A 12,575-nucleotide genomic window follows, 5' to 3' on the forward strand; every position below is an offset into this window, starting at 1 on the left:
ACCTAATGTCCAGATTCTTTATCGATCGTCCCATCTTCGCCTGGGTAATTGCCCTGGTGATCATGCTTGCCGGGGGGCTGGCGATCCTTGGTCTTCCGGTCAACCAGTACCCCAGCATTGCTCCACCTGCGGTCGGCATTTCCGTGAGCTATCCCGGTGCCTCGGCACAGACGGTCCAGGATACCGTGGTGCAGGTCATCGAGCAGCAGATGAATGGTATCGACGGTCTGCGCTACATCTCCTCGGAGAGCAACTCCGACGGCAGCATGACGATCACCATTACCTTCAACCAGGGCACCGATCCGGACATCGCCCAGGTTCAGGTGCAGAACAAACTGCAGCTCGCCACGCCCCTGTTGCCGCAGGAAGTCCAGCAGCAGGGCATCCGCGTAACCAAGGCCGTTCGAAACTTCCTGATGGTGGTCGGCGTCGTCTCGGCGGACGGCAGCATGAACCAGAGCGACCTGGCCGACTATATCGTCTCCAACATCCAGGACCCCTTGTCGCGTACCAACGGGGTGGGCGATTTCCAGGTGTTCGGTTCGCAGTACGCCATGCGCATCTGGCTGGATCCGGCCAAGCTGAACAACTTCCAGCTCACGCCGACCGACGTCGCCAATGCGATCCGCACCCAGAACGTACAGGTCTCCGCCGGCCAATTTGGTGGGTTGCCAGCGGTTCCCGGGCAGCAACTGAGCGCCACCATCATCGGCAAGACGCGTCTGCAAACGCCCGAGCAGTTCCGCGAGATTTTGTTGAAGGTCAACGGTGACGGCTCCCAGGTACGTCTGAAGGATGTCGCCAGGGTCGAACTGGGCGCCGAGCGCGCAGCCATCACCGCGCTCTACAACGGCATGCCGGCTGCCGGTATTGGCATCAAACTGGCCACCGGCGCCAACGCGCTGGACACCGCCAAAGCGGTACGCCAGACCATCAGTGACTTGCAGCCGTTCTTCCCTGCGGGGATGGAAATCGTCTATCCGTACGACACGTCCCCGGTAGTCTCGACGTCCATTACCAACGTAGTGCACACCCTGTTCGAAGCCATCGTGCTGGTGTTCCTGGTGATGTACCTGTTCCTGCAGAACTTCCGCGCAACGCTGATTCCAACGCTGGCGGTGCCAGTGGTACTGCTGGGTACGTTCGGCCTGCTGGCAGTGTTTGGCTTCAGCGTTAATACCCTGACCATGTTCGCCATGGTCCTGGCGATCGGCCTGTTGGTGGACGATGCCATCGTCGTGGTGGAAAACGTCGAACGGGTAATGGCCGAGGAGGGGCTGTCGCCGCTGGAAGCGACACGCAAATCCATGGGCCAGATCCAGGGCGCGCTGATCGGTATCGGTCTGGTTCTTTCGGCCGTGTTCTTGCCGATGGCCTTCTTTGGCGGCTCTACGGGCGTCATTTACCGACAGTTCTCGATCACCATCGCCTCGGCGATGACCCTGTCGGTACTGGTTGCGCTGATTTTCACTCCAGCGCTTTGCGCGACCATGCTCAAGCCGATCGAGAAGGGCCATCATCACGAAAAGCGCGGCTTCTTCGGTTGGTTCAACCGCACCTTCGATCGCGGCGTGAATCGCTACGAGAAGGGTGTCGTTGCGGTACTGAAGCGCAAGATCCCCTTCATCATCGTGTATCTGGTCATCGTTGCGGCGCTGGCGGTGCTGTTTAGTCGTTTGCCCAGCGCGTTTTTGCCGGACGAAGATCAGGGCGTGCTGTTTGCCCAGGTGCAGACGCCGGTGGGTTCGACCGCCGAGCGTACCCAGAAGACCGTCGATGCGATGCGCGAATACCTGCTGACCGAAGAAAGTGAAGTGGTCAACTCGGTGTTTACTGTCACCGGCTTCAATTTCGCTGGCCGCGGTCAGAATTCGGCATTGGCGTTCATCGGACTCAAGCCCTGGGATGAGCGTCCGGACGCCGAAGATAGCGTCTTCGCTCTGGCGCAGCGCGCCCAGCAACATTTCGCCATTTATCGAGATGCACAGGTGTTCGCCTTCGCGCCGCCTGCGGTCATGGAGCTCGGCAATGCCACCGGCTTCAACTTCTTCCTCCAGGACCGCGCCGGCCTTGGTCATGAAGCCCTGATGGCTGCGCGCAATCAGTTCCTCGGGATGGCGGCGCAGAGCCCAGTGCTGCAGGCGGTACGCCCGAACGGCCTGAACGACGAGCCTCAGTATCAGCTGCTGATCGATGACGAGAAGGCCCGGACGCTGGGTATCTCCCTGGACCAGATCAACAGTGCACTGTCGATTGGCTGGGGGTCGAGCTATGTCAACGACTTCATCGATCGTGGTCGGGTGAAGAAGGTCTACATGCAGGGCGCGGCGCCTTCGCGCATGGGACCGGAGGACTTCGACAAGTGGTTCGTGCGCAACGATCAAGGTGAAATGGTGCCGTTCAGCGCGTTCGGCAGTGGCAAATGGGTTTATGGCTCGCCCAAGCTGTCGCGCTACAACGGCGTTTCGGCGATGGAGATCCTCGGTGAGGCGGCCCCGGGTTACAGTACGGGTGACGCGATGGCCGAGGTCGAGCGCCTCGCGCAACAGCTACCGTCAGGCGTAGGTGTGTCCTGGACGGGACTGTCCTATGAGGAGCGCCTGTCCGGCGATCAGGCGCCGGCGCTCTACGCGCTGTCGCTGCTGGTGGTGTTCCTCTGTCTGGCGGCGCTCTATGAAAGCTGGTCGATTCCGTTCGCGGTGATGCTGGTGGTCCCGCTGGGTGTCATCGGCGCACTGCTTGCGACCCTGGGCCGCGGTTTGTCCAATGACGTGTTCTTCCAGGTGGGTCTGCTGACGACCATCGGTCTGACCGCGAAGAACGCGATTCTGATCGTCGAGTTCGCCAAGGATCTGCACGAACAAGGCATGAGTCGCTTCGATGCGGCGGTCCAGGCATGCCGCATGCGCCTGCGCCCAATCATCATGACCTCGCTGGCCTTCACCCTTGGCGTGGTACCGCTGGCGTTGGCGAGCGGTGCGGGTGCTGGCAGTTCGCATGCTATCGGTACGGGTGTCATCGGCGGCATGGTGACGGCCACGGTGCTGGTCATTTTCTGGGTGCCGCTGTTCTATGTTCTGGTGTCTTCACTGGGCGAGCGTAAAAAAAACGCCGCTGAAGAACCGAAGGGAGATGCGCAATGAACAAGTCGGTACTGGCCCTTGCACTGCTGACAGCGCTTAGTGGTTGCTCGCTGATTCCCGAATATCAGCGCCCTGATGCGCCCACGGCGGCCAGCTGGCCGGAAGGCGAAGCCTATGAGGGCACATCTGCTGCGACCCAGGAGCAGATCAATCTGGGCTGGGAAGCGTTTTTCCGCGATCCCGCGCTGCGCCAGCTGATCGAAGTGGCGCTGGAAAATAACCGTGATCTACGGGTCGCGGCACTTAACGTCGACGCCTATCGCGCGTTGTATCGCATCCAGCGCGCCGATCTGCTGCCGCTGGTAAGTGCCGACGGTAGCGGCAGTCGCACCCGTACACCTGGCGATCTCAACCAGACCGGGCAGAGCGGCATCAGCAGTCAGTACAGCGCGACGTTCGGCGTCTCCTGGGAGCTGGATCTGTTTGGCCGTCTCGACAGCCTGCGTGAGCAGGCGCTGCAGGAATACTTCGCGACCGAAGCGGCGCAGCGCAGCACGCAGATCAGCCTGATCGCCAGTGTCGCCAACGCCTGGTTGACCCTGCAGGCTGATCAGGCCCTGCTTCAGGTCAGCCGCGATACGCTGAAGACCTACGAGCAGAGCCTCGGATTGACGCAGCACAGCTTCGATGTGGGCGTCGCTTCGGCGCTTGAGCTCAGCCAGGCCCGCAGTGCAGTGGATACGGCGCGGGTGCGCATCGAACAGTACACCCGCCAGGTCGCTCAGGACCGTAACGCGCTGACCCTGCTTCTCGGTCAGAACATTCCCGCCGGCCTTCCGGCTGCCGGCGATCTGGAACGCGAGCAACTGGCGGTGCTGCCAATCGGCCTGCCTTCCGACCTGCTCCACAAGCGTCCCGACATCATTCAGGCCGAGCGTCAGCTCAGGGCGGCAAATGCGAATATTGGCGCGGCCCGAGCGGCGTTTTTTCCGCGTATCAGCCTGACCGGCGCGGCGGGTACGGCGAGCAGCGAGCTATCCGGCTTGTTTGATGGTGGCTCCAGCTATTGGACGTTCTCACCGAGCATCAGCGTGCCCATCTTCAATGCCGGGCAGTTGCGCGCCAATCTCGATTACGCGGAAATCAGCCGTAACATCCAGGTTGCACAGTACGAGACGGCCATCCAGACCGCATTTCGTGAGGTGTCCGATGGCTTGGCCGCCCAGGCGACCTATACCCGTCAGGTCCAGGCTCAACGTGACTTGCTGAATACCAGTGAAGATTATTTCCGTCTGGCGGAACGACGTTACCGCACCGGCGTGGATAGCTACCTGACCTTGCTCGACGCTCAGCGCCAGCTGTTCGACGTGCAGCAGCAGTACATCGCTGATCGTCTGGCGCAGATGATCAGCGAGGTCAATCTGTTCAAGGCATTGGGTGGCGGTTGGGACGTGCAAGCCGAGCCGATTCCCGGCGAAGGCTGATCGTCTTCGGTGGGCGCCAGCGCCCGCCGGACACCTACCCGCTGCTGTACAAACAAGAACGCCGCCCCGAAGGGCGGCGTTCTTGCTTAGCGTCCCGAATCAGCGATTGCGGGTCAGCAACGCTGGCTTCTCGCCGCGGGGCTTTGTCGGAAGCTGATCCAGTTGCTCCACGCTTGGCAATCGATCGAGTTTCGATTCCTTATGGATGATCACTGGCTGCTTTTCCTTCGGCTTGGCCGCGACATCCTGACGGGCACGGCTATCGTTGTCGATCCGACGTCCTTCGTTCTTGCGTCGTGGTTGACCTTCGCCGCGGGGTTGGCCTGGCTTCCGTTTGCCTTTGCTGGCGCCGCCTGGCGAGCCCGCACCGCCGCCGCGCGGACCTGCCGCAGCACGGGGTTGGCCGGTGCCGGGTTGCGCGGGAGTGCCCGGTCGACGGCCACGGCCCTGCTTGTTCTGGTAAGGGCTGACGTAATCGACACGATTGCCAAAGTTGTCGAGATCGTCATCGAGAAACACTTCTGGATCTCGGTCACTGGGCAGGCGTGGAGGACGACTGACCGGTGCCGCGGCGGCTCCCGCAGTCGGTGAGCCCTGGCTGGCATTGGCGTTGCGCGGTTTGTTCCGGCCGCGGCGGTTGCGCTCACGCTCTTTTGGCTCGGCATTGGTTTCGGCCGCCTTGGCTGCACGCGGCTTGCGCTCGCTGTTGCGTGCTGGGCGCGGTTGGCGTGCTTCGCGCACTTCGGGTTTTTCCGCCTCGATGGTGCTAGCGTCGAAACCCATCAGGTCGCCATCCGGAATCCTTTGCTTGGTCATCCGCTCGATGCCTTTGAGCAGCTTTTCCTCGTCCGGCGCGACCAGCGAGATGGCCTCACCGCTGCGACCGGCTCGGCCGGTACGACCGATGCGGTGAACGTAGTCTTCTTCGACGTTGGGCAGCTCGAAGTTGACCACGTGCGGCAGCTGATCGATATCCAGGCCGCGTGCGGCGATATCGGTGGCGACCAGGATTCTTACCTGATTGGCTTTGAAGTCGGCCAGCGCCTTGGTCCGAGCATTCTGGCTCTTGTTGCCGTGAATCGCGACGGCCGGCAAGCCGTGCTTGTCGAGGTATTCGGCAAGGCGGTTGGCGCCATGCTTGGTACGGGTGAACACCAGCACCTGTTCCCAGGCGCCCTGAGTGATCAGGTGCGCAAGCAATGCGCGCTTGTGGCTGGAGGCGATGCGGAACACGCGTTGCTCGATGCGCTCGACCGTAGTGTTCGGCGGCGTGACCTCGATGCGCTCCGGCTCGTGCAGCAGCTTGCCGGCCAGGTCGGTGATGTCCTTGGAGAAGGTCGCCGAGAACAGCAGGTTCTGCCGCTTGGCGGGCAGCTTGGCCAGCACCTTCTTGACGTCATGGATGAAGCCCATGTCGAGCATGCGGTCGGCTTCATCGAGGACGAGGATTTCCACGTGGCTGAGATCGACGGCCTTCTGGTTGGCCAGATCGAGCAGGCGACCCGGGCAAGCCACGAGCACGTCGAGGCCCTTGGCGATAGCCTGGACCTGCGGATTCATGCCGACGCCACCGAAGATCACTGCGCTTTTCAGCGGCAGATCGCGGGCGTAGACCTTGAAACTGTCGTGCACCTGCGCGGCGAGTTCGCGGGTCGGTGTCAGCACCAGCACGCGCGGCTGGCGCGGGCCGTGGCGGTGCTCCCGGTCCGGATGACCGCCTGGGAACAGCAATTCGAGTACAGGAAGGGCGAACCCACCGGTCTTACCGGTGCCTGTCTGTGCGGCGACCATCAGGTCGCGACCCTGCAACACGGCGGGAATGGCCCGCTGTTGCACTGGTGTAGGCTGGGTATAGCCAGCGGCCTCGACGGCACCGGCTAAAGCCTCGGAGAGACCGAGGGAAGCAAAGGACATGAGTGATCCTGTCTTGTATAGGGCAAGGCCCTGGGATGGTCATGCCTGACTCGAATCGCGACTGGCGTGCGATCCCGTCCGGTCCTGTCGCATTTGGGTGAATGCTGACATCCGGACGTAAGCCTGGCGGAAACGCGGAGTATAACAGAGCCTGTTAACGCCGCATTGGTGGGACAGTGTGGCAGTTCGCAGGTTCATTGGCCAGCTCCCTGTTTCCCAGGGAGCTGGCCAAGTGATCAGCGGGACAGCCCGAGGTTATCCCAGATCGCCAGGCTCGGCTCGGCTTGGTTCAACGTGTAGAAGTGCAGGCCCGGCGCGCCGCCGACTAGCAGCTTCTCGCACATCTCACTGATGACCTGCTCGCCGAAGGCCTGGATGCTGGACATGTCGTCACCATAGGACTCCAGCTGCTTGCGCACCCAGCGCGGGATTTCCGCGCCGCAGGCGTCGGAGAAGCGCGCCAGCTTGCTGTAGTTTGTGATCGGCATGATGCCCGGCACGATCGGCGTTTCCACGCCCAGCTTGCGCACCCGCTCGACGAAGTAGAAGTAGCAGTCGGCGTTGAAGAAGTACTGGGTAATGGCACTGCTCGCGCCGGCCTTGGCCTTGCGCACGAAGTTGGCCAGGTCGTCCTCGAAATTGCGCGCCTGCGGATGCATCTCCGGGTAGGCAGCGATTTCGATGTGGAAGTGATCGCCCGTTTCGGCGCGAATGAATTCCACCAGTTCGTTGGCGTAGCGCAGCTCGCCGCTGGCCATGCCCATGCCCGACGGCAGGTCGCCCCGTAGCGCGACGATGCGTTTGATGCCTGCTTCCTTGTAGAGATTCAGCAGCTCGCGCAGCTCCTGCTTGCTGTCGCCCACGCAGGACAGGTGCGGCGCCGTCGGCACCTTCACCTCGCCGTCGAGCTGCAATACGGTGTTCAGCGTGCGATCGCGGGTCGAGCCGCCAGCGCCATAGGTGCAGGAGAAGAAGTCCGGCTTGTACTCGGCCAGTCGCCGTGCGGTGGCCAACAGTTTTTCATGCCCGGCTTCGGTCTTGGTGGGGAAGAACTCGAAGCTGATGGAGGGGCGATTCAGAGAAGTCATTTATTTTTACCAAGCTTGAAGCCTGAAGCTGGAAGCCAAAGCAGCGGGAACTCCCCGACTACTTCTGGCTTCCAACTTCCAGCTATTAATACCGATAGCTGTCCGGCTTGAACGGCCCTTCAACCTCGACGCCGATGTACTCGGCCTGTTTCGGCGTCAGCTGGGTGATCACCCCGCCGAAGCCACGGACCATTTCAGCCGCGACTTCCTCGTCGAGCTTCTTCGGCAGGACCATGACGGTGACGTTCTTGGTCTTTTCCACAACCGGCAGGTCGGCGAACTTCTCGTTGAACAGGTGGATTTGCGCCAGCACCTGGTTGGCGAAGGAGCCGTCCATGATGCGGCTCGGGTGACCGGTGGCGTTGCCCAGGTTCACCAGGCGGCCTTCGGCGAGCAGGATCAGGTAGTCGTCGTTCTGTGCATCGAAGCTGCCGGCGCCGGTGCGGTGGATCTTGTGCACCTGCGGCTTGACCTCTTCCCAGGCCCAGTTCTTGCGCATGAAGGCGGTGTCGATCTCGTTGTCGAAGTGACCGATGTTGCAGACCACGGCGCGCTTCTTCAGCGCCTTGAGCATGCCCGCGTCGCAGACGTTGGCGTTGCCGGTGGTGGTGACGATCAGGTCGATCTTGCCCAGCAGAGCGGCGTCGATACAGGCGTCAGTGCCGTCATTGATGCCATTGTTGTACGGGGAGACCAGCTCGAAGCCGTCCATGCAGGCCTGCATGGCGCAGATCGGGTCGACTTCCGAAACCTTGACGATCATGCCTTCCTGGCGCAGCGACTGCGCCGAGCCCTTGCCCACATCGCCGTAGCCGATCACCAGCGCCTGCTTGCCCGACAGCAGGTGGTCGGTGGCGCGCTTGATTGCGTCGTTGAGGCTGTGACGGCAGCCGTATTTGTTGTCGTTCTTGCTTTTGGTGACCGAGTCGTTGACGTTGATCGCCGGAATCTTCAGGGTGCCTTTCTTCAGCATGTCCTGCAGGCGATGCACGCCGGTGGTGGTTTCTTCGGTCACGCCGTGCACGCGCTCGAGGACCTGCGGGTATTTGTCGTGCAGGATCTGGGTCAGATCGCCGCCGTCGTCGAGGATCATGTTGGCATCCCAGGGCTGGCCATCCTTGAGGATGGTCTGCTCGATGCACCATTCGTATTCTTCTTCGGTCTCGCCTTTCCAGGCGAACACCGGGATGCCGGCGGCAGCGATGGCCGCAGCGGCCTGATCCTGAGTCGAGAAGATGTTACAGCTGGACCAGCGTACTTCGGCGCCGAGGGCGGTGAGCGTCTCGATCAGCACGGCGGTCTGGATGGTCATATGGATGCAGCCGAGGATCTTCGCGCCTTTGAGCGGCTGCTCGCCGGCGTATTTACGGCGCAGGCCCATCAGTGCGGGCATTTCCGATTCGGCGATGATGATCTCGCGGCGACCCCAGTCAGCCAGGGAAATGTCGGCGACCTTGAAATCAGTGAAACCGGCAGGCGTCATGACAGCGCTCATTGAAGAGTTCTCCATTCGTTTTGTGCGAATGGGCGCCGTTGATGCGTATGGTTAACGCCCCATCCGAGCCTGACAGGTGATGCCTGATTGGATCTGCTGCGGCGCGCCAGGTAAACAGCGTCGCTTGCAAGATCAAACAAGTTTTCAAAAACCTGCTGCAGCGCCCCTCGGACAGGTGGCGGGCACGGTCGAACAGTGTCGACCGTGTGAAACCCGGCGATTATAGCTGCGACCGCGAGTAATCCCAAGCCCGGTGCAGCGCATGCTGGCGGGGATTCTCGGGGCCGTAGCGCGATTCGACGCATGGTGTGAGCGCCGATGCGCCGTCCGTTTGCCGAACTCCAACAGGACCCCGGCGGTCGAACCTGAAGGTTCGGTGAGCCTCGCCGGGCGACGATCTACAGGAGCTGCCAACATGAACCTCTTGTTCCGTTCTGTTCTGCTTGCATTTATCGCTGCGTTGAGCCTGCCGGCGGCAGCCAATTCCTGTTATGTCACAGCCGAAACGTCCGGCGCCGTGCCGCCACCGGTGGTCACCGAGAAGTGCTTCGAACTCCAGGGGCTGGATGTTGAAGCCCTCGACTGGGTCTGTAGTGACACCGAGGCGGTGAAGAATTCTCGCCGTGAAATCCGCGACAGCTGCCCGTCTGGCCATTTTGGTGTATGCACCGCTGCGGTTACGCCAGAAACGCTGGCCAACGAACGCGCCACAGGCACACAGGCAGACGGCTCGCCAGCCCCGACGACTTTGCCCGAAGACGCGCGCATCGTGACCTATAACTACGAATCGACTGATCGCGCGCAGGCCAAGATTGACTGTGAAAGCGCGGGCGGTGAATGGTCGCAGTAGCGGACGTTTGGTGAAACTGCCGCTTGCGGGGATAATCGCCAGCCGTCGTGTTTCGAGTGGTTGAACCGTGAAGCTGATCCCGTTGAGTGTTTTGCTGGTCACCGTTTTCGCATTGGCCGGCTGTGATCGCATCGATCCCGACTCGCCGCTCGGCAAGCGCAAGGCCATCTATCAGCAGATGCTTGATACCAAGGAAGACCTTGGCGGCATGCTGCGAGGTCGGCTGCCGTTCGATTCGCAGAGCTTTGCCAGCGGCGCGATAGAGCTAGACGAGCTGTCGCGGCAACCCTGGCAGCATTATCCGAAAGTCAAGGAAGAGCAGAGCGATGCCCGCGAGGACGTCTGGCACAAGCAAGAGCGTTTCAATCAGCTGGCCCGCGAGCTGGAAGCGCATACTGCCGCGCTGGTCGCCGTGACGGCTCAGAAGCCGGTGACGGCCGAGAGCGTCGCGCCGACTTTCCAGCGAGTGGAGGATGCCTGCGAGGCTTGCCACAAGGAGTTTCGTGCCTATTGATACGGACCTTGGATCAGGCCTCTTTTGCCATCAGCGCTTGGCCGCTTCGAGCTTTTCCCTAGCCTGATCCAGGCGTCGCTTGTGCAGTTCGATCATCTGCGCATCACCCGTCCCGAGCGCTTCGCGCAGCTGCGCTTCCCGTTCGCTGGCCAGTCGAGTCGCCCGCTCCACCTCGGCATGGTTGGGTTGGATCGGGACCATGCCGCGGCAGCGTTCGTTAAGGATATTTACGCGTTCTTCGAGTGCCCGGCGATGGCCGTCCTCGCCCTTCAGGCGGGCATCTTGAATCTGCTCGCCAAGGATTTTGCGCTCGTCACGGCAGGCTTCCGCAGGTTGTGGTGCGGCAATGGGTGTTTGAGTGGCGCAAAGGCCGAAGAGCAGCAGCGATAAAATGCTTCGCCGGAACATGGGGACTCCTTTCTTATTGTTGATCTTCTGACTGAGTCAAGCCGGCTAAGTGCCGTCAGAAGCCGGCAATCCCGGCGTTGCGTAGCTGATCACGCAGTTTGACGACTTCCGGCTCTCTGAAGAACGCATGCAACTGGTTGGCGCGGGTGGCCCCGATTCCGGGCTCGGCCTGCCATTGCGCGGTGCTTCTGGCCACGAGGGTTTCCCAATCCGCCTCGATGAAAGCACTGCCGCTTGGCGGCAGACCGATTGCCCGCAGCCAGGCGGCGAATGGGCGTTCGCGCGCGAGTTGATAGCTGGCCATCAGTGCTTCGGCGCTGGTTTGGCCGATGCCGGGGATCCGATGGAGATCGGCCTCATCGAGATTGAGCCAGCCGAGCAGTTCGTGAAGCACGCCTGCATCTACCAGTGCCTTCCATGTGCCTGGCCCCAGGCGCGGCAGGTCCAACCCCTTTTTTCCGCTCAGCCAAGCGAGTCGGGCAACGAACTGCTGATCGCAGCCAGGGCTGGCGTTCCAGCAACTCTGCCAGTGGTAGTTGGCGGGATCGGGCGCCTCGATCACCTGCCGCTGTTGCGCACGCCAGACGACGGAATCCAGCTGTGGAATCGTCAGGCCGGCGAGCTTGATCGCGACCTGATCGCCAGGCTGAATGTCGTCCGTACGCCAGCGTTCAAGGGAGCCGAGGCTGACGCGGGTGATGTGGCGATCATCCAGCCGGACCGGCTCGATCTGCAGAATCGGCGTGATTCGGCCGCTGCGGCCGATCGTGAACTGCACCTGCCGAACCTGCGCCAGGGCGGTGCGAAACGGATATTTCCACGCCGCCGCCCAGTGCGGCGGTTGAGCTTGCCAACGTGTGCCGTTCGGCCGCGTTCCTTGGCGCAGCACGACGCCATCGGTAGCGAAGGGCAGCGGGTGACGATACCAGTAATCACGCCAATGCTCGGCTCGCGCAAGGTCGCTGATCGGCTGGGTCAGTTCCTCGCTAGCTTTGAAGCCAAGGGCTGCCAGCCCCTCCAGGCGCGCCTGCATCCGTGACGGCCCATTCGGCCAGTCCCAAACGAACAGCCCAATCTGCGCGGCCGTGTCGTCATCGATGGTCTGGCGTGCCATGGCGCCGGAGATTTTGCCGCGCGCGCCAACGCCGCCAGCCTGCATCTGGATATGGGCATCGAGACGCCAGTAAAGCTCGCCCTGCAGAATCAGCTCACCGTCGCTTGTCAGGTTTTGCGGTATCGCCGGTAGTTGCCGCGCCCGTTCGGTCCAATCCTGGCCATGGCTGCCATCGCCGCGACTGATGGCTTGGACGAGGCGGCCGTCCCGGTAGTGCAACGTGACCGCGACGCCATCGACTTTCGGCTGGATCCACAAGCCGTTGCGCGCTTCGATCCAGGCCTGCACCGAGGCAGCGTCGGCCAGTTTGGTGAGCCCCGTCTGAGCAATGGGGTGCTCGATGGGGCCAGCGCTATTGGCCAGCGGATCCGAAGTGTCCGTGGCGACCCCTGGAAAGCAGGCTTGCCATGCCCTTAACCGACTGCGGGATTGGTCGTAGAGCTCATCGTCCACCAGCGAGATGCCACGCCCGTGATAGGCGTCGTCCCATAGCCGAAGCTGCTGGGTCAGCGCAGTGAGCTCGCTGGTGGCGCGTGATTCGGACCAGTCCGGACAGTTGGCCTGTACGGCGGACGTCAAAAGAAGCAGGGTTAACGCGATCAGGCGTGACATGGCGGAGCATCCT

The 12,575-nt window shown here is 62.0% G+C and carries 9 protein-coding genes and 1 riboswitch; of the genes, 4 read left to right on the forward strand and 5 right to left on the reverse strand.

Annotated elements, in window-relative coordinates; translation table 11 throughout:
- The first annotated feature begins 5 nt into the window (after nucleotides 1-5).
- Nucleotides 6-3,143 carry an efflux RND transporter permease subunit gene (locus E0D86_RS08315; RefSeq protein ID WP_131649539.1) on the forward strand — a complete coding sequence of 1,046 codons (3,138 nt, stop codon included), beginning with the start codon at nucleotides 6-8 and terminating at the stop codon, nucleotides 3,141-3,143.
- Nucleotides 3,140-4,567: an AdeC/AdeK/OprM family multidrug efflux complex outer membrane factor gene (gene adeC / locus E0D86_RS08320; protein ID WP_131649540.1), complete on the forward strand. Its 1,428-nt coding sequence runs from the start codon at nucleotides 3,140-3,142 to the stop codon at nucleotides 4,565-4,567. The genes E0D86_RS08315 and adeC overlap by 4 nt, the downstream gene beginning before the upstream one ends.
- 99 nt (nucleotides 4,568-4,666) lie before the next feature.
- On the opposite strand, the gene E0D86_RS08325 is transcribed toward adeC, so the two are convergent.
- The 3 genes from E0D86_RS08325 to ahcY all read right to left on the reverse strand — a co-directional run bounded on the left by E0D86_RS08325 (nucleotide 4,667) and on the right by ahcY (nucleotide 9,064).
- Nucleotides 4,667-6,481: a DEAD/DEAH box helicase gene (locus E0D86_RS08325; RefSeq protein WP_131649541.1), complete on the reverse strand. Its 1,815-nt coding sequence runs from the start codon at nucleotides 6,479-6,481 to the stop codon at nucleotides 4,667-4,669.
- A 236-nt stretch (nucleotides 6,482-6,717) separates the two neighbouring features.
- A complete protein-coding gene (gene metF / locus E0D86_RS08330) occupies nucleotides 6,718-7,569 on the reverse strand; it encodes a methylenetetrahydrofolate reductase [NAD(P)H] (RefSeq protein WP_131649542.1) in 852 nt (283 codons plus the stop codon).
- Between the two features lie 85 nt (nucleotides 7,570-7,654).
- Complete coding sequence (gene ahcY, locus E0D86_RS08335) at nucleotides 7,655-9,064, reverse strand: adenosylhomocysteinase (protein WP_131649543.1); 1,410 nt, start codon at nucleotides 9,062-9,064, stop codon at nucleotides 7,655-7,657.
- A gap of 23 nt (nucleotides 9,065-9,087) precedes the next feature.
- Nucleotides 9,088-9,239, reverse strand: a riboswitch (S-adenosyl-L-homocysteine riboswitch).
- A gap of 240 nt (nucleotides 9,240-9,479) precedes the next feature.
- Here ahcY and E0D86_RS08340 point away from each other — a divergent pair.
- Nucleotides 9,480-9,914, forward strand: a complete 435-nt coding sequence (locus E0D86_RS08340; RefSeq protein ID WP_131649544.1) for a hypothetical protein — start codon at nucleotides 9,480-9,482, stop codon at nucleotides 9,912-9,914.
- 67 nt (nucleotides 9,915-9,981) lie between these two features.
- Complete coding sequence (locus E0D86_RS08345) at nucleotides 9,982-10,428, forward strand: cytochrome c (RefSeq protein WP_131649545.1); 447 nt, start codon at nucleotides 9,982-9,984, stop codon at nucleotides 10,426-10,428.
- Between the two features lie 30 nt (nucleotides 10,429-10,458).
- Here the strand turns inward: E0D86_RS08345 and E0D86_RS08350 are convergent, their stop codons facing one another.
- Nucleotides 10,459-10,836 (reverse strand): DUF1090 family protein, encoded by a 378-nt coding sequence (locus tag E0D86_RS08350; RefSeq protein ID WP_131649546.1) that lies wholly within the window; start codon nucleotides 10,834-10,836, stop codon nucleotides 10,459-10,461.
- Nucleotides 10,837-10,891: 55 nt separating this feature from the next.
- Nucleotides 10,892-12,562, reverse strand: coding sequence for an NAD-dependent DNA ligase LigB (gene ligB, locus E0D86_RS08355; protein ID WP_131649547.1), 1,671 nt, complete (start codon nucleotides 12,560-12,562; stop codon nucleotides 10,892-10,894).
- Nucleotides 12,563-12,575 lie beyond the last annotated feature (13 nt).

The sequence above is a fragment of the Pseudomonas sp. IC_126 genome (assembly GCF_004331835.1).
Classification (GTDB): Bacteria; Pseudomonadota; Gammaproteobacteria; order Pseudomonadales; family Pseudomonadaceae; genus Stutzerimonas.